The sequence below is a fragment of the Bifidobacterium olomucense genome (assembly GCF_012932375.1).
GTDB classification, from domain to species: domain Bacteria; phylum Actinomycetota; class Actinomycetes; order Actinomycetales; family Bifidobacteriaceae; genus Bifidobacterium; species Bifidobacterium olomucense.
Map to the genome: position 1 here is coordinate 1 of NZ_JAAIIG010000013.1, position 23359 is coordinate 23359.

Consider the following 23359-nt stretch of genomic DNA (forward strand, 5'->3'; position numbering starts at 1 on the left):
ACAGAAAACAAAACAGAATAATTAAGTTTTGATTCTCTATGATTATTGGATTCAATAAAGCAAAAAATATTATTAAACCAAATACAAGGTATTTAAAAGCAGAGTTAAAATAATATTGTTCTTTTTGCATTACTCTACGCTTTCCATTTTAATAATATAAATAATATATCAACGTTGATTAAATACAATCCTATTTTGAAAAAAATGTTTTTTTCAAAATGCCTCATTCTTAATCTTCTTTTATGTATCCTGACTAAATTTGAATAATTTTTATTCTTATTCTCAATAATTTTTAATGCTTCTTCGCTTGAATCCAGCATCTTTAACGTATTATTTGATAAATTTTCTCCTGTATATTTATGGATATACAATGTATCAGGATTTATCTTGATTTTGCTATGGTTCATTATCATTAATATCCACAGAAGCCAATCATCGGCACCATTACTAATCAAATTGTTTTCAATCCATTCATCTGGAATTGATTCTTTTTTAATTAAAGCCATACCAGGTGATGTAATCATATTTCCTATATAGAAATAATATTTGATATCTTTTATTCTATTTTGTTGTTTCTTATTCTTAAATAATAACTTTGATTTATGATTTTCCATTTCTACGAGACCATTGCAAACCGATATATCATAATCGTGTATATTATTGTATTGTGAGAAAATGGCATCATCTGTAAGTTCATCATCTTGGTCGAGGAAAAGAACATATTCTCCTTTTGCATGTTTTAAACCTTCGACTCGAGTGCCATGAATACCTAGATTTTGTTTATTCGTTATTACTTCTAGTTTAAAATCTTTGACGTACTTTGTATCAAAAATTAATGAATAATCAGGACTGTCGTTAATTAATAGCACTTCAATTTCTGCATCTGTTGCTTTTTTTGCGTTACGACCGATATTGTCTAATAATCCATTAATATACTTGTTTCCTCTATAAAAAGGAACTATTACCGATATGTCAACCATCTTATATAACCTACTATTTTCTTACTCGTTCAAAGATTTTTTTAAATGTAGTTGATAATCCATTACGCTCTATATACATTCCTACTCTGATAATAAGGCTAGGAATTAATGTAATGGATGAATATAATGATTTTATTAGTCCTAATTTATGTGTATAGGCATTTTGACTTATTATTGTGGCTTCATCAACACCACTTTTTACAAGTAAACTCTTTACTGACTCAAAATCAACAGTGTTTGGAATAATTACATACTGATGAGGAAGAAACTTCATTGTATCAGGCGTAACGATAAGTCGATAATTCACTTTTAAGAATTTTACTTCATCATAATCAGTTAAATATCCGCGAACATTGTATCGAGATGCAAGCAAGGTAATGTCATTAGAAGGACTAGGGAATAAATATCCATCATTCCTAATATGATCTAGCCACACAAGAACTGGTTTAAGCCCCGGTTTTTCAACTCTACTGCGTTCACTATTATAAGCACGAATAGCCATCTCAACACCGGTTTTATATACCCGATCTGCTCTACTCTCATGCGAAAGAAACTGATATTTAATATCAAGAAGATTTGAATCACAGAATGACAAATCTATTGGATCTTCTATTATGACATCTTCATATCCACCGCGTGAAATTTCCATTACTGTATCATGCATATTCTCGCCATGCTCAATAGCTGCCATTTGATTAGTGCGTTGCGCAGTTTCGATATTATTCTTCATTGTAGCTATATCTCGCATGGTATAGCACATAGTTTTAGCAATTATCTGTTCTTCACTAATTGCACGATAATGAGCTAATCGAATGTTATTTAAAATCGTAATTTTAGCATTATTATTACCAAATACTTTATGATGCCCCATAGAAAGAGTTAGATTCATTTTACGATAATACTGAGCAGGTATTATAGACTTAGTTTCTGGTACGTCAGCTCCTTTGTTTTGCACAGGAGATACAAAATGATGCTTTATTCTTCTAGGCACTAAACAATCATCATAATTGTCTTCATCGGTCATGACATACCATTGCCAATGCACATAATAAATAGAATCAAGTGAAAGTTTTTCTAGCAATGTGCGCGGATTCTGGTCCCCCGTCAAAAACTCATCAGCATCAAGAGGAAGAATCATATCGGGAGAATACTCATCAATTATTTTGTTTAGATATTTATTATCTAATCTAAATTGATCATACGCGGATAGCGACTCATCATAGATTGTTATGTTATATCCTTCGTTGATCAGTTTTCTTAAAATGTTAATAGTATTATCTGTGCAACCATTGTCAATGATGAACATTCTATCAACAAAATTGTAATTATAACGAATGAAAGATTCAATAATTTCACTTTCGTTATTAACCATAGTAAAAGATACAATATTCATTTTCTCTCACTTAATCATTTCTTAATGTATCTCTTTAACAAATCGATACTTAATCGATATCGACTATCTATCATGTGAGAAATATTTCCATGTGTGAACGAGGAAATATTGTTATTATGGCGACGATATAATCCAAGAGTTTTTTGGCATAGTGTTACTTGACCATATAACTCATTGATTAGCCCAATCCATTGATCATGCATTGGAACATCACCGGGAATAGGACTGATATATCGAAGCATTGAACGTCTAAACGCCATTGCGCTTCCCATATAGGAATTCTTAATCAGATTATTGATAAATCCTGTCTTTGATTTTCTTAATGAGAAAAAGGAAGGATTGATTACTTGTAGGTCCTGATCTACAACTTCCACGTCGTGTAGCATACATGTAATGCTATTATCGGCATCAAAGATGTTACGTATTACTTTGATTTTATCAGGTTTCCAAATATCGTCTTGGTCGGAAGGAACAATAATATCATTGCTTGCGAAGCCAAACCCATAGTCAAAGTTCGCTATAACCCCTTTACAAGGACCCTTCACGTAAATAACTCTCGTATCCTGTAAAGCATATTGTCGGATAATAGAAACCGTGTTATCGGTTGATCCATCATCGGATATTATTAATTCATCTTTTTTATCTAATTGATTCAGAATAGAGTCAATTTGTGCCTGTATATACTTTTCCCCATTGTAGGAAGCCATTACAACGCTAATTGTTGCCATCACATATCTCCGGCTATGTGGTACTTAAAGTTAATTTGTATTCCTTAGTCTCGTTTGTAGAGGTCGCGGGTGTAGACCTTGGTTTGCACGTCGTCGAGGCAGGGGTCGTACCGGTTCGCGAGGATCGCGTCGCTGCGCTTTTTGAACTCCTCCAGGTCATTGACCACCGGGCTGCCGAAGAACGTGCTGCCGTCCTCCAGGGTCGGCTCGTACACGATCACGGTCGCGCCCTTCGCTTTGACCCGCTTCATCACGCCCTGGATCGCCGACTGGCGGAAATTATCCGAGTTGGACTTCATCGTCAGCCGGTACACGCCGATGGTCACCGGCCTCTCGCCCGCGGCCTTGTACTCGTTGTTGTCCGAATACCCGTAGGCGCCGGTCTTCCTGAGCACCTGGTCCGCGATGAAATCCTTGCGCGTGGCGTTCGACTCCACGATCGCGCGGATCAGGTCCTCCGGCACGTCCGCGTAGTTTGCGAGCAACTGCTTCGTGTCCTTCGGCAGGCAATAGCCGCCATAGCCGAACGACGGGTTGTTGTAATGCGATCCGATGCGCGGGTCCAGGCACACGCCGTCGATGACCTCGCGCGCGTCCAGACCCTTCGCCTGCGCGTACGTGTCCAATTCGTTGAAATAGGAGACACGCAACGCCAGGTACGTGTTCGCGAACAATTTCACAGCCTCGGCCTCGGTGAACCCCATGAACAGGGTCCTGATGCCCTTCTCCAGAGCACCCTCCTGCAACAGGGCCGCGAACGTGTGCGCCGCCTCCACCAGACGCGGATCCTCCGGGTCGGTACCCACGATGATGCGCGACGGGTACAGGTTGTCGTACAACGCCTTCGACTCGCGCAGGAACTCCGGGCTGAAGATGATGTTCCGGCTTCCGGTCTTCTCGCGGATGGATTTCGTGTAGCCCACCGGGATCGTGGACTTGATCACCATGATCGCGTCCGGGTTCACCCGCATCACCAGGTCGATGACCGCCTCCACCGCGCTCGTGTCGAAGAAGTTCCTCGCGCTGTCGTAGTTCGTCGGCGTCGCGATGATCACCAGATCCGCGTCCGCGTACGCCTTCTCCCCATCCAAGGTCGCCGTCAGGTCAAGGGTCTTCTCGGCGAAGTACCTCTCGATGTACTCGTCCTGGATCGGAGACTTCCTCCGGTTGATCAGTTCCACCTTCTCCGGCACCACATCCACCGCGGTCACATGATGATGCTGCGACAACAGGGTCGCCAGACTCAACCCCACATACCCGGTACCAGCAACCGCAACACGCAAATCAGCGAAACCACGCATACAAACCCCCTAAAAACAAAACAAATTAATTGATGAATTGATGACTTGATGAATACGAATCAGCTCTTATGTGTGAAGAGTTGTTTGTATTGGTTGGCGATGTGCTCCCACGAGTACGCGTCATGGATGCGTCGCCTGGCCCTCACACCCAACGCGCGGATCTCCTCCGGATCCATCGCGTCCGCCCGATTAATGAGAACGGCCAGGTCACCCGGCTTCTTGCTCCAATACAGGGCACCGTCCTCGGCGACCTCCCGGTTGAAGCCCACGTCCAGCAACAGGTTCAAATCGGTGGACGCCAACGCCTCCAACAGGCTCGGGTTCGTGCCACCCACCTCATGGCCATGGAAATACGCGTACGCGTTCTCACGTATCTTCATCAACAGCTCACGGTCGTAGACCGTGCCCACGAACCTGATGCGAGAATCCTTATCGAAACCGGTGCGTTGCTTTAGTTCCTCGAGGAACTTATCGGACACGTTCGTGACCAGCGCGAAATCACGCTCGGAACCGCTGGCCATGAACTCGCGGATCATCGTCTCGTAGTTGTTCTCCGGCACGAACCGGCCCACCACCAGGTAATACGACTTCGGGGAAAGCCCATGCTCCCGGTACCAGCCGAGCAGCTTCGGATCGTCATCGGACAATGCGCTTGGACGCGCGTCCGCCCCATACGAGATGAACGTCGTCTTCGGCGAATACTCCGAGTACTCCTCGCGGATGTACCGCTCCATGTTCACCGAATCGCACACCATCAAATCGCTGTGCCTGGTCATCAGCTTCTCGGACCACTTCCAGTACGCGCGCACCGGACGGCTCCACTTCGCGCGCATCCACTCATGACCATCCGGATTCACATACAATTCCCCGCCCAGCTTGTGGATCACGCGCTGGAAATGGGCCGTGAACGGCCCGATCCTGCACGCCAGCACATACACGACCGGACGGGGGATCCGGTTCCTCCTGATATAGGAGACGCAATCATGCAACGCTGCCACGTCATACCAGATCGCCTGCGCCGGGCCGATATCCGGCACGTTCACGTCGAAGCAGTCCGCGTTATGATAGACGAAACGCTTCGAATCCCTGGCCTTGCACGCCACGTGGTACTTCAGCGACAGGTCATCCTGGTGACGCTCGGTCAGACGGTCCACGAACGTCTCATAGCCCCCGTACGAGCCCGGGATCCCCTTCGACCCCACAATGAACACATGACGAGGCCCGCTCGCGCTCACCGCACACCCCCGAAAACACAGGCGAGAGAACGCACACGACCGGCAAGAGCAAATCTGACATAACCGCCCTTATCGGCTAATCCGCGCCTACACATATCCCACTCTCCCGTGCGTTTCCACTTTTCGGACAATTCTCATGGTAAGTATACGCCGAGGTGTCTCCAAGGATTCGCTCATCTCATACTTCTACTGCCCCCTCACAATGGCAAGTGATTACCGATCTGACTGCCACTGGATCAGTAGAGGAAGCAGCCGTTTTCGGTATGCTCACGTTCGCCGGAAGCGAGGTCTCCAGCAAAGTAGAATCACAACTAATTAGCCAAGGCGGCAAGTAGTTGGTCGCGGACCAACAAACGATCATTCAAGTTCGATGTCTCCATCATTGGCGAGAAACTCAATCAAATTGCGGTGCCGTACGCCATCTTTCTGCAGGGGAAGTGGATCAAGTGTGAACAGATACCGTGGATAGGCATCCTGAATCATCATGAGCGGCCTGTACTCCCGTTCTTCTACTTGAGGATCGAGAACACTCATCGATACCTGAACATAGGCGTACCGGCTTTGCTTGCGGACAATAAAGTCGCACTCAAGTTTGCCAATCCGCCCCACGCTGACCTGATACCCCTTTGCCCGGAGATGCAGGTAGAGCACATTTTCGAGCGCTGGCCCGTAACTTAGCCTAGTGTCAGTATTGCGAGCGAAATATATGCCTGGATCGGCAATGTAGTATTTCTCTCCGCCTCTGAGGGACTTTCTTGAGCGAAGATCGAACCTAGGACATTTGTACAGAATCTTGGCGTTCTCCAGCATCCGCACATACTTGGCCAGTGTTTCACGCTTGATGGAGATATGTTCGCTATGCTGCAAATACTGAACAATATGCGTCAGATTCGTAGGAGCGGCATAGTTATTGATGAGGTATGTCTGCACTCTCTCGAACGTATCGCGATTCGTGATTCTGCTGTGTGCGGTTATGTCCTTTTCGAAAATCTGACGAGTAACGTCCTGAATATACATAGCTTTAGCCTCTGGATCCAAGTATTCCAGCGATTTCGGGAACCCGCCATAAGTCAGATAGTCATTGAATGATGCAATACCGTTCTCAGCGGGGGATCCTAGGAACTTTTTCATACCCAGATATTCGCCGTAAGAAAGCGTATACATCTCCAGTTCCACATATCGCCCGGTCAATTTGGTTGTCAGCTCTCCAGACAGAAGATATGAGTTGGATCCTGTGATGAAGATGGAGAATCTGCCTTCTTCACGGTATGCATTGATTACGGTTTCGAATCCTTTAACATTCTGAACCTCATCGATGAATAGGTAGACAAAACCTTCTTGCGGGGACCGCTCCTCAATAACATGATCAAGATCGTCCGTCGTGTCCACCTTGCGCAACTCTCGGCTATCGAGGTTCAGAAAGACAATCCTTTGTTCGTCAACTCCACGTTGTTTCAATTCGTTCGCAACACACGACATCAAGGATGATTTCCCGCATCGGCGTATGCCGGTAATTACCTTGATCAAGCCGGCATCATTGTAGAAAGGACGAAGCCTGTCAAGATACCATTCCCTTGGATACAGCGTCATGTGCACTGTCCTCTCTCTATCGACGCCTCCATTTGATTATTATCTTCCGGGGGGCAAAGTTATGGTTTTTATCAATTTTGCCCCCCGGAACGGACGGAGGGCTACTTCTGCAATGATCAATGGCCAATGGTCGATGATCAATGGTCTCGGAATTTGCATTTCCATGTTTACGACATGTCTTCTTCTGCGCCGCGCCCATCAGCATCTTTATAGTTAATGCTGATCGGCGTGTGTGATTGCGGGACAACGCGTACATAGAAATAGTAATTGCTGCGGGCGGCTCCCTTCGCACTGGGACTTCACCACCCAAAATCCATATTGCGGGCATCTTCTTACTATATGAGACAGTGAATTTGATTCTGTACCGCCATTGCCGCACCGGGTGAAGCGCGGGGACTGCGAACCGAAAGCACAGAAAAGCCTGTGTTTTCATCAGTTTTCGTCTGATATCCCGTTTCCGAAGCCGACCGATTAGCCGATAAGGGCGGTTATGTCAACTATCGCCTTGAACTTCACTCCCCTGCTGTGTGATTTGGGGTTGTTTCGGTGATGTCGGCTATGTCGTCTCCTATTCGCGTTGCCCAAGTCGTCGGGAGGATGATGGGCGGTGGCGTCGAGGCCACTGTGATGAACCATTACCGTCATATCGACCGGGACAAGGTCCAGTTTGATTTCATTGTCCAGGACGATTCCACCGTGGTACCCGTCGACGAGATTGAGTCTCTCGGCGGACGCGTGTTTACCATTCCCTCGTACAAGCAGCTGCCCTTATATATAAAGGAGTGCGAGAAGCTGTTTCGCAAACTGCATCCGGTGATTGTGCATTCGCATATGAACGCGCTGAGCGTGTTTCCCCTAGGCGCTGCCAAACGGGCCGGAGTTCCGGTACGGATTGCACACAGTCATTCCACATCCAACCCGCGCGAATACGCGAAGACTGCAGTGAAAATGTGTTTGCGTCCCTTCTCGCGCGTGTACCCCACGCATTATGCGGCCTGTTCTCATTACACCGCGCAATGGCTTTTTGGCTCGCAGCTGGACAAAGCCGGCAAGGTCAAAATCATCCGCAACGCCATCGAGCCCGAGACTTTCCACTTCAATGCTGCGGTGCGTGCGGCTAAGCGCTCCGAGCTGGGCATTGGCGATAATCAACTGCTTATCGGCCAGGTCGGCCGCATGTGCTTCCAGAAGAACCAGCTGTTCACGTTGGATGTGTTCAAGCAGGTCTTGGAGCGCCGTCCGGATGCGATTCTCGCCCTCGCCGGAGACGGCGACATGATGGATGAAGTTCGGAAGCGCATACACGAGCTCGGCATCGAACGTTCGGTAAAAGTGCTCGGCATCCGCAAAGACATGAATCAGCTCTGTCAAGCATTCGACGTACTCGCCCTGCCTTCCACCTACGAGGGACTATCCGTGGTCGCCGTGGAAGCGCAAACCGCCGGACTGCCGATCCTCGCCTCCACGAACGTGTCCAAAGAGACCGACGTCATCCCTGGACTCATACAATTCATCCCGCTAAAAAACAAGGCGCAATGGATCAACGCCATGGTCTCCGCCCCTGTTGCCGAACAGCACCAGGACACTCACAACCTCATACGCCAAGCCGGATACGACATCACCAACAGCGCACAACAACTAAGCGGATGGTATCAAAAGCTGTTTTCGGAGGTTCAGAACTGATGGCAAATCCATTGGTATCGGTAGTAGTGCCTGTATATAACGTTAGTAAATATCTTCCTGCATGCATTAATAGTCTTTTATCACAGTCTTATTCTCCGATTGAAATCATTCTTGTCGATGACGGGTCGACAGATGACAGCGGTAAAATCGCTGACGAGTACTCGGCTCAATCCCCCTCAATTCGCACATTTCATAAACGCAATGGCGGTCTTTCCGACGCAAGAAATTACGGTATTAAGCATGCGAATGGCGAATTTCTTACGTTTGCCGATAGCGATGACTTCGTCTCTCCAAATTATATTCAACACCTCTATGATGCTCTTATTACAAATAAGGCTGATCTCGCGGTGACACCGCTCCATTATTTCACTGATGGAACAGATGAGAAAAAACTACTTTCAGGTAAATACAATAACAAACAGGATATGAGTGGTGAAATAATAATCTTCAACTCATGTGACGCATTAGAAGATATGCTTTATATGAGGCATATTGAACCAAATGCTTTCGCGAAAATATGTCGAAAAGAATTATTTGACGGCATTTGGTACCCAACAGGAAAACTGTATGAAGACATCGCCACTTCAACTCGACTTATTGATCGATCAAACCGTATTGTTTTTACACAATATGCAGATTATTTCTATCGCCAACGTGTGAATAGTATTCAATCAAGTTCGTTTACACCGAGAAGTATGGATCTGATTGATCAAATCGGAGAAATACAAGATTTGGTAGAAAAACGCTATCCATCAATTCAACCGGCGATTAACTGTAAACTACAAAGTGCATATTTCAATTTACTTATGAAAATCAAGCCGAACGATATGAATAACAAGAAATATGCCGAAGAGCTTTGGAGAAGTATCCAACACAATCGTTGTCGTGTTTTGAAAGACAAGAATGCAAGACACGATGCTCGCATCGCTTCCTTACTCTCATATCTCGGCCAACCAACCTGCAGATTTATATATCAGATGGTTCGTAATCATAGCATTCATTAAATTGAGGAGACACCTGACGCATGAAAGTCGAAGTAATCACATTACATTCCATCAGGAATTATGGATCCGTATTGCAGACACTCGCCACCCAAGAGAAGTTTAAGCAATACGGATGTGAAGTTGAATTTATCAATTATATGCGCCAAGATGCATTAGAGAAGAATTTCTACCGCGAATTTACACTCAATGACAACCCAGTAAAATCTGCCGCTAAGCGAGCAGTTTTATACCCAACCATTCATCGCTGGAGGCATGTTTTTGATGGTTTTCTTAGCAAGAATGTTACGCTTACCAAGCAGACTTACACATCTGAAGCACAATTAGAGACAAATACCCCCAAGGCAGATATCTACTGCACAGGCAGTGATCAGGTGTGGAACAGCGAATGGAATCGCGGTCTAGAAGAGGCTTTTTATCTAAAGTTTGCTCCCGATAACGCAAAGAAAATTGCGTATTCCGCCAGCATCGGCCGTGATGATTTTGCTGACTGGGAGAAGCCGGAAGTCACTAAGCTACTTTCGCGATATGATGCCATCTCCATGCGAGAAGAAAGTGCCGTCACAGCCGTACGCAACCTAGGTATAAATAATGTATGTCATGTTTCGGACCCTACCCTACAGCTTGAACGCTCATATTGGGAAAAAATGGCTACACCGCCTGTCGTGAATGACGATTATGTATTGATTTATCAGCTCAACAAAAATAAATTGTTCGATGATTTCGCAATCCGTTTTGCTAAACGTCACCATTGCAAACTTATGCGTGTGTGCGTTCGGTATGATCAGATGCGGCTTCCAGGCTCTCCTATTCTGATTCCAGAGGTCGAAGAGTTTGTTTCATTAATCGCTAATGCACGTTTTGTAATCACCGATTCGTTCCACGCAACTGCATTCAGTCTCAACCTCAATCAAGAGGTCGTTTGCATTTACCCAGGGAAGTTCAGCAGTCGACTGTCCAACATTCTAAAAGCTACGAATATGACACATCGGCATCTTACTGATTTTAATCGGTTAGACATTGCCGATAAGCATACAGATTTTAGCTTTATCAATCAATACTTCGATAACGAAAGAAAAAGAGGGACAGATTTCCTAGATAAAGTCCTTGCATAAAAAAACTGTAATGCACCTAAATTAAATCTAAAAACAGTAATGGAATAACTAATGATTTACATACTAGTCTTTATAATTTCAAGTATTTTTTCATGTACAAAACTAAGGTTATTCCTGACGCAGAAAAAGTCACTCTATATAGATTTTTCATTATTACTGACAATACTTCCAATAACTATATTGGCTGGGTTAAGGAACCACACAGTAGGAACTGATGTAGATACATACGTGATAGGTATATATGAACGCGTCAATACATATATAAATATATCCCAAGTATTGAACAATCATAATGTTGAAATCGGATATGAGATATTTGCATTTTTAATTGCACATGTATTCCATGATGTGCATTGGTTACATTTCCTCACAACATTCGTAACAGGTTTCGCAGTATATTCGTTTCTTAAACTATATGAAAATGAAATCTCTATTCCGCTAGCCTGGTTTTCCTTCTTATGTCTACACTTCAATGAAACACTAAATATAGTTCGTCAGTGGTTAGCACTGGGAATTTGCTTACTTTGCATCGGAGCGATTCTTAAAAAGAAAAAAATATTATCATTTTTTCTCGCCCTTCTTGCAATATCATTTCATTCATCAGCAATAATAATTTTTGTCATATATGCTATATATAAGTTTTTAACAAGAGAATATAAAATAAGCATAAATAGATATCATAAATATTGTACATTTTTGATAATAATGACATCAATAGGCGCAGCATTTTTCCGACCAATCTGCATGATGCTATTAAGCTTTGGGATATTGCCGTTAAAATATATTCATTATTTTGACCTTCCGGAGGGTATATCCTCTCCAACAATGCTTGTTCTATCAATTATCCCTTTTATAATACTTTGTCTTTTTGTATATAAATATCAAAAATGGAATAACGAACAACCCGATTTTATAATAATATTCACCATAATAAGTTGCATACTTACATTTTTATCAACCAAATTTGGATATGCAGCTAGAATAGGACTATTCTTCAGTGTTTGGAGACTTATCCTAATTGGAAAGACATCATTTATAATCCAAAAACGTTGGCCCAAGCAAATTGCATTTTTTATGAAAATACCATTTATTGCTCTTCTTATAGCATATTGGTGGTACAGCTTTTATTACAGAGGGTTTGGTGACACAGTTCCATACATTTCCGACATATTTCAATCTGTCAACTGGACGTTTTAATTAGGAGAATAAATGAGCAAAAAGGAAAAGCTTACAAATTCATTTATCAATATGTTCACTACAAGTCTGAGAACATTAAGACAGTCATTGCTATTAAGACATGACTATCTACGACAAGCTGCTCGGTTTTCGCGTAACTATTCTCCTTTAAAACCAAGGACTAAAGCCCAATTTGAGAGTCGAATTATCTTTCTTACGCATCAAATTGAAAAAGGCTTAAGTCATCGTGATTTTCGATATGGCTTCGGAAAAAAAATATTCAATTCCTTACCATCAATGCTTACCGGCCTTGAAAAGATTGATGCCAATGCAAAGAATAATTTCGTTTATGCATACAGCATCTCCGTATTACACGAATATGTACGTCGACATCAAATTATCGGCTACGATCTCGGTTGGCAAAAGAGTCTTTTTTCTTCCGAGCAATGGAATTCTATAATCAACGTCCCCGACGATCCAAAGCATGCTTGCATCGAAATTAATCGAAACGATAAGTTACTTAATTCGACACTTCCTTTTAACCGATTAGCTCGAAATCGGCATTCCATTCGAGAATTTTCCAATCAGAAGGTCACGGCAGAGGAAATAATGGATGCAGTCGATTTAGCTATGACAACTCCATCCGTATGCAATCGCCAACCCACAAGAGTACATATTGTACTTAATAAAAAAAATATCAGCGATTTATTACGCCTACAAGCAGGAATTAATGGCTATCCCACTCCTCCTGCATTATTAGTCATCACCTCCGATCTTTCAGCTTTTATGACGGAGTATGAACGAAATGAAGGGTACGTTGACGGAGGATTATTCAGTATGAATCTTCTTTACGCCTTGGAGTCTCATGGACTCGGAACATGCCCGCTTAATACAATGTTCACAGCGAAAGTCGAAAAACTAACTCGTAATATTTTGCAAATTCCAGATAATGAGATTTTCGTTTTATATATTGCCGTTGGTCATTTCCCCGAAATAACGAGAACATGCCAATCTCTACGTTTTAGCGCTAAACAAATAACAACAATTATCAAGTAAATATACATCTATATTGCAACTAATAACTTGAAACGGAATATTATGTCTACAAAAATGGTCGCCTACACCAGGAGCGGGAAGACAAGCCCATCTAGCAATTTTCGAATACTCCAATATCTGCCGTATATTAAAACAAAAATATCAGCACGAAAACTATCTTCTGACTATTTATACCAGCATCATGGTAAAGCCTCGACTATATTCCAGAAAATGTATTGGTATTCACTTTACTATCTTCAAATACAATTCCGACTCACGTTTTACCTTCTTATGGATATAATTAATCCTCCACGTTGTATAATCATCCAGCGGGCTCTTTCACCGAAATTTGTTTTTCCCTGGAATAAAGCATTAATGATCTTCGTTATTAAGAGAACAAAAACGATTATCTGGGATTTCGATGACGATATTTCTTGCAGTAAAGAAATTACATCATTCGAAAATAAGCTTCTTGAATCCAATGCGGATACCATTGTTGTAACCGGTAGCATATTAAAGAAAAGATTGCCTAAAAATATTCAATCTCGTGTAAAAATATTACCAACAACTGATGGACAGATGGTTAGGAATGATTCAATTACTCTAATTAATCAAAGAAAGAATTCCTATAATAAAGCAATAGAACTTTTATGGCTTGCAACCGCAACAAGCCTTCCGTTTTTGGAAAAAATAATTGATGAATTAGAAAAAGCTGGCGAAATAATTCTTGCCAAATATCAAAAGAAACTTACTTTACATGTTGTCTGTAATAAACCACTTAATTATATCGGAAAAAACTTTTTTATCGATAATGTCGAATGGAGCGAACAGTCTGCCCACCAAATGATGATTCAATCTCATATCGGACTAATGCCTTTATTAGACACCGATTTTTGCCGTGCAAAAGGCGGATTTAAATTGCTCCAATATAAGGCGGCCGCATTGCCGTCGGTTGCTTCGGCAATAGGAATCAACACTATGTACGTGAATGATGGAATTGACGGTTTCCTTATTGGAAAAAATTATCCGAACTCTTGGAGCAGCGCGATTGTTCATCTTGCAGATAATTGGACTCGATATAGCATCATGAGCGAAAATGCCCGAGATAATTGGGATAACAATTATTCATTCAATAATAATCTTGAACAATGGAAACTTATGCTTCAATAGGTTTCAATCATATTACATACCTAAGCACTAATAATGAGTATAAAACAAAGGAATAATACGGCAACAAGCAAGTTTAAATCAAATTTAGGCTATGCTTTCTTAGCGCAAGGAGTTGCACTGGCTCTGAGTGCTTCCGTAAATTTTATTTTGCCTAAATTCATTGGAGTCACCGATTTCAGCTACTGGCAACTTTTCATCTTTTATTCTCAATATCTACCTTTTCTTGCGCTTGGACTAAATGATGGTGTCTATCTCCGTTATGGTGGTATAGCCTTACCGCAAATGGATAAAGCCGCAATTAAAGGACAATTCTTATATGGTATTGTGTATCAGACCATATTAGCGGTATTACTTTGTATAGTTTCATGGTTTGTCATTGGGAATGGTGTCCGCTTATCTATTATCATTACCGCATCTCTTTATTTTGTTTTCTTTACGATGCAAAACTTCCTTGGATACATATTTCAGGCAGCAAACGAGACGTCTTGGTTTTCGAAATCAACTCTGATTCAGCAGCTAGCCTTCATTTTCATGATCATTGTCTGCATAACCTGCAAAGGACGCACATTCTGGCCATACGTTATTGCATACACCATCGCGCAAGCTCTTTCACTTGCATATTGTTTCCACAAAGGCAAGAATCTGTTCTCTGCTCATGCACTGAAGCACAGGCTGGTCTTTAGGGAATTAAGAGAGAGTATCTCCGCTGGATCTAAACTCATGTTTGCGAACATTGCCAGCATGCTCATCTTGGGCATTGGGCGTCAAGCAATTGATATGAACTGGGGAATTGTGGCATTTGGCAAAGTTTCTATGGCAATCACACTTACCAATTTCGCATTGGTATTCGTACGCCAAGTAGGCATGGTAATGTTCCCAATGCTGCGCCAAGTGCATAAAGACAAGCAAAAAAGTATCTATGCACTATGCAACGATGGCTTATTTCTATTCCTTCCCGTTATGTTCTTGTTGTATTTCCCCGCAAAAATTATCCTTGAACTTTGGCTTCCTCAATACACCGACAGCATTAGATACGCAGCACTTTTGCTCCCTATTTGCTACTTTGACGCGAAAACGCAAATGCTATATAACACCTATCTCAAGGTATTCCGCAAGGAGAAGATGCTTCTCTATCTCAATCTTCTTGCGATGGTCGCAAGTCTTATATTTTCAATTATAGGCGTTTTAGTAATTAAAAATATGACATTCATCATTCTCTCAATGACCGCTGCAATTGTAATTCGCAGCGTAACATCCGATGCCTACCTATCTTCCTTGTTATGCAACGATAGAAAAAAAGATGCAATAATGCTGACCCAAGAAATAGCACTCACACTCATTTTTATGACAGTAGCATGGCACATTAATGAATGGATTGCATTTATCGTCACCTGTATTGCATATACGCTTCTATTACTCTTCAACCACAACAAATTAACTCTTATTATTCGGCATATTTGGGAAAAATAGGTACGCGGTATACAAATCCTATAATCATATAGAATCTAAAAACATAGTAGAAAGAAACCTAATCTAGCAATAATCAATCAGACCAAATTTTAAAAAACCTATCCTATTTAATACCTTTAGTTCAATACACATTTATGTGATGGAATTCGAAACCTTATCACTTTACTTCAAAGGACTTGATAATGAACGACCAATTCATCACCGTTAACAACGGCATTATCCTTCCAATTACGGAAAGCAAAGGTGGCGTTCTCAATAAGGGAGGTGTTTTAAGGGATGACGGCAAATTCGTTGAAGAATCGAAATATATCGGAGATTGGTTTAGATTCGGAGCCCCCTACCCCTTCGATAGGAGCGGCGTACATCACGCTGACTTGAAAGTCATTTTCCTAGGATATTTCGTAAAGCAATGGGGACATTTTCTTGTCGATTGTCTAAATAGAGCATGGTTTCTTTGTGAAATTGATAAGGCTAAATATAAAGATTATAAAATAGTCTTTTTAAATTCCGACAATATACTACCTTCAGGTAACTATCTGAAATTCTTTGAGTTACTCGGTTTTTCAAAAAGGGATTTCGTTCTCGTCGATTCTCCTACCTGTTTCAAAGAGATAGTTATACCTACGCCGGCCAATCCCGAAACTTCGAAAAATCTATTTGTTGAACCTTTCAAAAAAGCATCTTCCGCGGTCGTTTCGGATAAATATCATGGGGATAATATATATTTATCTAGACTTCATTTCCCTGACGCAAGAAAAAAGGAACTTGGAGAACATCCCATACAGCGTTTATTTGAAGACAATGGTTTCAAAATTTTATATCCAGAGTCTATGTCGCTTGATGATCAAATCGATGTCTTCAACAATGCCACAACAATTGTTTGTATGAATGGTACTATCCCATTAAATGTCATTTTTGGAAATCCAGGCATCAATCTAATTGTTTTAAACAAAACTAGTCTCAGACATTCAAATTTAGAAAAAGTATGCCGCTTGATAGATATTTCACCAATATACATCAATGTTTATTATGAGCCAATAAAAAATCATCCTAGATATTTGGGAGAGGGACCATTCTGGATGATTCCAGGCGATGAATTAAGAGAATACTTCGATTCACATGAAATGTCATTCGACTATTCTCATAATTTGTTGATTGATTGCGCTTACTTCTGCCGATATTTTTATTTATACATTAAATATAGGGCAATTGCTTTATTGAAAAAACTCTATATCAAATCTCATCTTGTTCGTGGCATGTATCACTTACTTAAATCAAGAAAATCACCTAACTGAACTTTCCCACTTTTCTGTTGTGTTAGCTCATTTTTTGCGAACACCTCCTTTTTACCTATCCCACGGGTATAGGATTACGGCACAATGTCGAGCTGGATTGGCAATGGTGTGTTGGACCGTTTCTAGAGGGTTTTCCTTGTTGTGTGAACTCCACGGGGCTCAGGTACCCGAGGGTCGAGTGGAGCTGTTGAACTCCTCCTCGTAATGATGGGGATGATTTGAATCAGCCATGATGATCAAACCCCTCATCGCGCGTCCCGCATGGAACCGTCCAACACAGTGCAGCCAATCTAAGGTACAGAGGCTCTATCCCCCAAATACCTTCTTTGCAAAGTCATATGCTCTTTTGCCTTGTAAAGCATGATTCCTGCCACAACGTCCACAAAACGGCGGAATTCCAACGAAATCTCTTTTGCCTGCCATTTGCTTCTCTTTTGCTTTTAGAATCAAAAGAAGCTATTGTATAAGCATACTGCGTTTAGCACTTGGGAGGCTCAGCCATGCCGGAAGATCTTATTGCGCTTATCACCGCATTAGCCAGTCAAGACAACGAAAACGAATGTCTCGAATTCAAACATGGCAACACCGATCCCAATCGCATCGGCCGAGATATCTCCGCTCTCGCGAATTCCGCAGCTCTGCTAGGACACACTTTTGCCTATAAGGTGTGGGGCATTGACGATTCCTCGCATGAACTCATCGGCACATCTTTCAATCCCAAAACCACAAAGGTAGGCAACCAAGAACTTGAGCTATGGCTCCGCCAACATTTATCCGACAATGTTGAATTCCGGTTCGAAACGGTGGAGGCATTTGATAAAAAACTCGTACTTCTGCGCATATGGCCCGCCCAGTATCGGCCTGCGCTATGGCAGGGACTGGCATATATTCGCACCGGTTCATCCACACAAGAGCTCAAACACGGTTCTCGCCGCGAAGAAGAACTCTGGAACAGGACTCGAGCGGAGGTTTTCGAACTGCAATATGCATTAAGCGGTCTTACCGCAGAAGAGGTGTTCAGAAAACTGGATACGGATTGGTATCGGCAGGAATTCGGCATAGCACAGACTGCATCAGCCGAACAGACATTGCATATGCTCGTAAGTGAGCAGCTCATTGCTTCACAAGACAGCGGCCGCTACGCCATCACCAATCTGGGTGCACTGCTCTTCGCCAGAGACCTCAACGAGTTCCCTACCGTATCCCGCAAGGCATTGCGAATCATTCGCTATGAAGGTCAATCGTCCGTTGCCCCCTCACGCAGCCGCACATTCACTACCAGCTATACCAAACTTGACCAGATGCTGGAGTATCTCGAAGCGCTCCTACCGGAAAAAGAAATAATTCAAGGAGCACGTCGCACCACACTGCGTGCATTCCCTCATATAGCTCTTCGCGAACTTATAGCGAACATGCTAATCCACCAAGATCTCTCCATCACCGGCGCCGGACCAATGATTTGCATCTTCGACGGCCGTATCGAATTCACCAATCCGGGACGTTCACTAGTAGACATCGCAAGACTTATCAACGATCCACCGCACTCGCGCAATGAGAAAATGGCCGCCATCTGCCGACGTCTCCATTTATGCGAGGAAGCCGGTTCAGGATGGGACAAAATCGTGCTGGACTGCGAGCGCTATCATCTACCAGCCCCTCAGGTGGAAGAGCCCGGAGACAATATGCGAGTAACACTCATGCAGGCAACACCTTACCGGGAACTCACCCAGAGGCAACGCATGGATGCAGCATACTGGCATGCCTGCGTGCAATATGCACAACGACTCCCTATGACCAATTCAACGCTTCGAGAACGTTTCGCTCTTCCGACGAGCGGCTCTTCTCAGATATCGCGATTAATCAAAAGCTGTCTTGACGAGAATCTACTCAAAGTCGCCGACCCGGATGCAGGTAAGCGATACGTTCGCTATTTGCCGTATTGGGCATAAATCTCTTTTGCCTCGTAAAGTACGATTCCCGTTGCAACGACCGTAATACGGCGGAATTCCAACGAAATCTCTTTTGCTTGTCATTTGCTTCTCTTTTGCTTTTAAAAGCAAAAGAGAAGCAAATGACAAGCAAACACACGACGATACCGCCTACCTAGCCATTTGCGCTTGCCACGGTACTGCCGGCAAGAGAACCCAGCGGCCGCACTTTGATGAGCGGCTACGGCCATACCCCCTCAAAAATCACCGAAGAACGTAATAAGTACCTCGCCCCGACCCTCCTGCTGCACAAGCCCTTCATCTACAAGACGCTTGAGTATGTACTTGGCTTTTGGATGAACTTACCCCCACCAATCGCTCAACCTGTGAACGAGTTATGGTTTGAGCTTCACGCAAATACGTAATAATCGTTTCGCGAACCGACGAGACATCATTTACAGCTCGCTCCACCACGGAAATCAATGCGAACATTTTCAGCAGCGTAGGATTTCTTGAATCGGATAGGGCCTGTCCCGTTAAGTGTGTAACCACTGGTTGGATTGGCACCAGTGAATTGGGCAGAACCAGTAGAATCCAGAATAACCCTTGGCGAGCAGCACAGATGCAAGCATTCCATTAATATCTCCTATAGAGAGAACACGAAATTATCTCATCGTTCCAGGAAGTCAATACCAAGAATTCGTTTTTTGCAAAAATCTCTTTGCTTATATTGGCTGGTTTCTTTCGTACAGGAAGAACCAGTCAACAGCTCATCAAACCACACAACCAATCAATCACATTGGTGATGACGATACCTTCCGAAGTTACTCCCCCGCTGTACCAGTCGAGCGTAAGGACAAGCCTTGGGAAGGCGCTGTCGAGTTTTTGTAGTGGCGCAAGTTCGCGCTGACGGGTGTGCTCCTCGGTCATATTGAGCGTGACTTGGATGTATTGTTTTTCCGCATTGCGCTGCGCGACAAAATCAATCTCGCCACTCGGCAGGGTGCCGACGCTCACCCTATATCCGCGGCGCTTCAGTTCCATGAACACGATGCCTTCCAGTTGAGCACCACGATCTGATCCGTTAAACCCGGTGGCCAGATTGCGAAGCCCGTTATCCACCGGATAATACTTGCGCTGCGGGCGCAATAGTTCTTTGCCACGTATGCGCGATTGCTCTGCGCAGTACACGATAAATGCCTTCTCCAATGCATCAATCTGGTTATCCACAGTGGCATGAGTCACGTCTATTCCTGTGCTTTTCAACGTTTTCACCACGTTGTTTACGGAAAACAAGTTTCCCGAAGTCGAGAACAGATAACGAGTAAGCTTCTCCAAAGTCGACAAATCACGAACACCGTAACGCTGTACCACATCTTTGACCACCACGGACTCATACACCGCAGTAAGCATTTCCGTGGCCTTCGCCTCATTCGGCAAACCGGTGACGAACAAACCCGGCATGCCTCCGAACATCATGTACTGCGCAAACAGTGAATCCACCGAGTCATTCGTCCCCTGGGATTGCCTATATTCCCGGTACTCGGCGAAAGACAGCGGATACACCGGTATGGCGATATACCGTCCAGCCAGATAAGTGGCGAGCTCTCCAGACAGCAACCATGCGTTCGATCCGGTGATATACACATCCGTATCTTGCCTAGTATGCAATCGGCGCACCACTTCTTCCCAACCCGGTACGTCCTGTATTTCGTCGAGGAAAACATAAAACGGCCCCGGCTGAGCCTGTGCAATCGCGTGAGTCAGATCAGACTGCAAATCCTTGGCATCGTAGCCGATCGGCACATCGAACGCATCGAATCTCTTTGCAAAGATGTTCGACTTTGGCACTCCGCTGTGTTCAATAAGCTCAGCGTATTTTGCCAACAAAGTGCTTTTGCCGCAACGCCTCACGCCAGTAAGTACCTTGACCTCAGGAGAATCTCGGTGCTGCAACAGTGAAGCAATCAATTTTTCACGTTTAATAAAATTCATACGCCTTAGCCTCTCTAATTTCTAGTATACTCGAAATTAGAGAGGTCAAGAAACACAATTTTTAGTTCGTTAAAAATCGATAGACACTTCTCAAAGACAGACGTCGCAATCCATGCTTTCGGTTTAATACTTATGAGTATCTTTCTGAAAAGAGACATAATGTTTGTCAAGCGCGAACATGAACCGAGCACACTCAACCGGCTCTGGGAGCGCGACGGATTCCAGACGCTGGTGCTGCACGGGCGTCGGAGTATCGGGAAGACCGCGCTGCTGGACGAGTTCTCTTGCGATAAGCGCACCCTATATTTCACGGCACAACAGCAAACACCTGCAGCGAACTTCAGAGATTTTTCACGAACAATCTATCGCTTCTTCTCCACCCCCGACATCATTGCCTTCTTTTCTTTCGCAGCGGGATACCCTTGACTACATCGTGGGGCAGGCAAGAACAAGGTCCAATCAAACAGTCGCCTCAAAGCAACACAGGTCCGACCGCCGACACACACGGCGTGTCCAGCGAAAATCCAACGATTTAGTACAAGGTTGTACTTAAGGGACTTGCGCGAACAGATGCAGCGGGGTATAGTTATAAACATCAAAAGTACAAGGTTGTACCCAATACAAACAAGACACTAAAACCCAGCAAACCGCAACACGACACGTACTTACGCTCGGTAAGTACAACGTTGTCTCACTGCGGTAGCACACTGCACCACACCGAAAGGAACGGCCATGACCAAGCAACCAGCCACTGGCACAGCCACTCTGACCATAGACGACCATTTCACCATCGCTCCGGTCAACGACCGCCTGTTCGGTTCCTTCGTTGAGCACCTCGGCCGCTGCGTCTACACCGGCATCTACGAACCGGGACATCCCACCGCCGACGAGAACGGCTTCCGTCAAGACGTCATCGATTTGATCAAAGAGCTCGGCGCAACCGCGATCCGCTACCCCGGCGGCAACTTCGTTTCCGGATACCGCTGGGAGGATGGCGTCGGCCCCAAGGAGAGCCGCCCCCGTCGCCTCGATCTGGCATGGCACTCCACCGAAACCAACGAGTTCGGTCTGCACGAAATGGCCAAGTGGCTTGAAAAAGCCGGCGGCAACGAGCTCATGGAAGCCGTCAACCTCGGCACGCGTGGCACCCAGGAAGCTCTCGACCTGTTGGAATACGCCAACGTGCCCGGCGGCACAGCGCTTTCCGATCAAAGACGCGCCAACGGTGCCGAACAACCGTTCAACATCAGAATGTGGTGTCTCGGCAACGAGATGGACGGCACTTGGCAGCTAGGCCATAAGGAAGCCGACGATTACGGCAAGCTGGTGGCCATGACCGCCTTGGGCATGCGTCAGCTGGATCCGGACGTTGAACTAGTCGCCTGCGGTTCGTCGAATCATTACATGCAGTCGTTCGGCACATGGGAAGAAACTGTGCTGCAGCACGCTTACGAATACATCGATTTCCTCTCCTGCCATTCGTACTATCACATCGACAACGGCGACATGGCCAGCTTCCTGGCCTCCGGTGAAGATATGAACTCCTTCATCAAGGAGGTCGGCGCAATGATCGACACCGTCAAAGCCAAGCTGAAAAGCGACCATGAGGTTCATATCTCGTTTGACGAGTGGAACGTCTGGTACTCCGAGAAGGAAGACACCAATCCTCACGGCATTGGCAATTGGCCTGTCGCCCCACGTCTGCTTGAGGAAATCTACCCGGTCAGCGGCGCTGTGGTCTTCGGAGATCTGCTGATCGCCCTGCTGAAGAACGCAGACCGCGTCCGCTCTGCAAGTCTCGCACAGCTGGTCAACGTCATCGCCCCGATTATGACCGAACCGGGTGGTCCTGCATGGAGGCAGACCACGTTCTATCCGTTTGCAGAAACGGCACGGCTTGCCAAAGGTGGCACCGTATTGGACCCGATTCTGCAATGCGACACTTACTCCACTCAACGATATGGTGAGGTTCCTCTCGTCGATTCAGTGGCCATACGGCGCGCCGACGGTTCGGTGGCGGTGTTTGCCGTCAACCGTTCCCAGGAACAGGCAATCGATCTCACCGTTACGTCCGGAGCCGGCACGGAGTGGACCTCCGTTTCAGCCCAGACCTTGCATGATGACGATCTTGAGGCGCGCAACACGCTTGACGATCAGAATCGTGTGACCCTGCACGACAACACCACTGTGGCCATGGCCCCGGACGGCGTACATGTCACGCTTCCACCGGTGTCCTGGACCGCTCTTCATATTCGCTGATGTTC

Annotated in this window: 18 protein-coding genes; 11 read left to right on the plus strand and 7 right to left on the minus strand. The window is 44.5% G+C overall.

Annotated elements, in window-relative coordinates:
- Nucleotides 1-134: 134 nt before the first annotated feature.
- The 6 genes from G1C97_RS10505 to G1C97_RS10530 form a co-directional block, all read right to left on the minus strand.
- Nucleotides 135-980: a glycosyltransferase family 2 protein gene (locus tag G1C97_RS10505; protein WP_169241695.1), complete on the minus strand. Its 846-nt coding sequence runs from the start codon at nucleotides 978-980 to the stop codon at nucleotides 135-137.
- Between the two features lie 13 nt (nucleotides 981-993).
- Nucleotides 994-2373: a glycosyltransferase family 2 protein gene (locus tag G1C97_RS10510; RefSeq protein WP_169241696.1), complete on the minus strand. Its 1380-nt coding sequence runs from the start codon at nucleotides 2371-2373 to the stop codon at nucleotides 994-996.
- Between the two features lie 14 nt (nucleotides 2374-2387).
- On the minus strand, nucleotides 2388-3101 hold the full coding sequence (locus G1C97_RS10515) for a glycosyltransferase family 2 protein (RefSeq protein WP_169241697.1): 714 nt from the start codon (nucleotides 3099-3101) through the stop codon (nucleotides 2388-2390).
- A gap of 44 nt (nucleotides 3102-3145) precedes the next feature.
- Nucleotides 3146-4384, minus strand: coding sequence for a nucleotide sugar dehydrogenase (locus tag G1C97_RS10520; protein WP_169241732.1), 1239 nt, complete (start codon nucleotides 4382-4384; stop codon nucleotides 3146-3148).
- 77 nt (nucleotides 4385-4461) lie between these two features.
- Nucleotides 4462-5637 (minus strand): beta 1-4 rhamnosyltransferase Cps2T, encoded by a 1176-nt coding sequence (gene cps2T / locus G1C97_RS10525; protein ID WP_335341364.1) that lies wholly within the window; start codon nucleotides 5635-5637, stop codon nucleotides 4462-4464.
- A 357-nt stretch (nucleotides 5638-5994) separates the two neighbouring features.
- Nucleotides 5995-7227 (minus strand): ATP-binding protein, encoded by a 1233-nt coding sequence (locus G1C97_RS10530; protein ID WP_169241698.1) that lies wholly within the window; start codon nucleotides 7225-7227, stop codon nucleotides 5995-5997.
- A 597-nt stretch (nucleotides 7228-7824) separates the two neighbouring features.
- On the opposite strand from G1C97_RS10530, the gene G1C97_RS10535 reads away from it, so the two are divergent.
- The 9 genes from G1C97_RS10535 to G1C97_RS10575 all read left to right on the plus strand — a co-directional run bounded on the left by G1C97_RS10535 (nucleotide 7825) and on the right by G1C97_RS10575 (nucleotide 19121).
- Nucleotides 7825-8910 carry a glycosyltransferase gene (locus G1C97_RS10535; RefSeq protein WP_240951119.1) on the plus strand — a complete coding sequence of 362 codons (1086 nt, stop codon included), beginning with the start codon at nucleotides 7825-7827 and terminating at the stop codon, nucleotides 8908-8910.
- Nucleotides 8910-9914 carry a glycosyltransferase family 2 protein gene (locus tag G1C97_RS10540; protein WP_169241700.1) on the plus strand — a complete coding sequence of 335 codons (1005 nt, stop codon included), beginning with the start codon at nucleotides 8910-8912 and terminating at the stop codon, nucleotides 9912-9914. Before G1C97_RS10535 ends, G1C97_RS10540 begins: the two co-directional genes overlap by 1 nt.
- 20 nt (nucleotides 9915-9934) lie before the next feature.
- Nucleotides 9935-11026 carry a polysaccharide pyruvyl transferase family protein gene (locus tag G1C97_RS10545; RefSeq protein ID WP_169241701.1) on the plus strand — a complete coding sequence of 364 codons (1092 nt, stop codon included), beginning with the start codon at nucleotides 9935-9937 and terminating at the stop codon, nucleotides 11024-11026.
- A 51-nt stretch (nucleotides 11027-11077) separates the two neighbouring features.
- Entirely contained in the window at nucleotides 11078-12223 is a 1146-nt protein-coding gene (locus G1C97_RS10550) for an EpsG family protein (protein WP_169241702.1), read from the plus strand.
- Between the two features lie 12 nt (nucleotides 12224-12235).
- Nucleotides 12236-13258 (plus strand): nitroreductase family protein, encoded by a 1023-nt coding sequence (locus G1C97_RS10555; RefSeq protein ID WP_169241703.1) that lies wholly within the window; start codon nucleotides 12236-12238, stop codon nucleotides 13256-13258.
- 354 nt (nucleotides 13259-13612) lie between these two features.
- Nucleotides 13613-14407: a glycosyltransferase gene (locus tag G1C97_RS10560; RefSeq protein WP_169241704.1), complete on the plus strand. Its 795-nt coding sequence runs from the start codon at nucleotides 13613-13615 to the stop codon at nucleotides 14405-14407.
- Nucleotides 14408-14440: 33 nt separating this feature from the next.
- On the plus strand, nucleotides 14441-15877 hold the full coding sequence (locus tag G1C97_RS10565; RefSeq protein ID WP_169241705.1) for an MATE family efflux transporter: 1437 nt from the start codon (nucleotides 14441-14443) through the stop codon (nucleotides 15875-15877).
- A 182-nt stretch (nucleotides 15878-16059) separates the two neighbouring features.
- Nucleotides 16060-17172: a glycosyltransferase 61 family protein gene (locus G1C97_RS10570; protein ID WP_169241706.1), complete on the plus strand. Its 1113-nt coding sequence runs from the start codon at nucleotides 16060-16062 to the stop codon at nucleotides 17170-17172.
- 500 nt (nucleotides 17173-17672) lie between these two features.
- Entirely contained in the window at nucleotides 17673-19121 is a 1449-nt protein-coding gene (locus G1C97_RS10575) for an ATP-binding protein (RefSeq protein WP_169241707.1), read from the plus strand.
- A 741-nt stretch (nucleotides 19122-19862) separates the two neighbouring features.
- Here G1C97_RS10575 and G1C97_RS10580 read toward each other — a convergent pair.
- The gene (locus G1C97_RS10580) at nucleotides 19863-21095 is read right to left on the minus strand and encodes an ATP-binding protein (RefSeq protein WP_169241708.1); all 1233 of its coding nucleotides are present in this window, start codon (nucleotides 21093-21095) and stop codon (nucleotides 19863-19865) included.
- Between the two features lie 159 nt (nucleotides 21096-21254).
- Between G1C97_RS10580 and G1C97_RS10585 the strand changes: the two genes are divergently transcribed.
- Together G1C97_RS10585 and arfA are read left to right on the plus strand one after the other, a co-directional pair.
- The gene (locus tag G1C97_RS10585; RefSeq protein ID WP_169241709.1) at nucleotides 21255-21521 is read left to right on the plus strand and encodes an ATP-binding protein; all 267 of its coding nucleotides are present in this window, start codon (nucleotides 21255-21257) and stop codon (nucleotides 21519-21521) included.
- A 306-nt stretch (nucleotides 21522-21827) separates the two neighbouring features.
- Nucleotides 21828-23354, plus strand: a complete 1527-nt coding sequence (arfA, locus tag G1C97_RS10590) for an arabinosylfuranosidase ArfA (protein ID WP_169241710.1) — start codon at nucleotides 21828-21830, stop codon at nucleotides 23352-23354.
- Nucleotides 23355-23359: the final 5 nt, after the last annotated feature.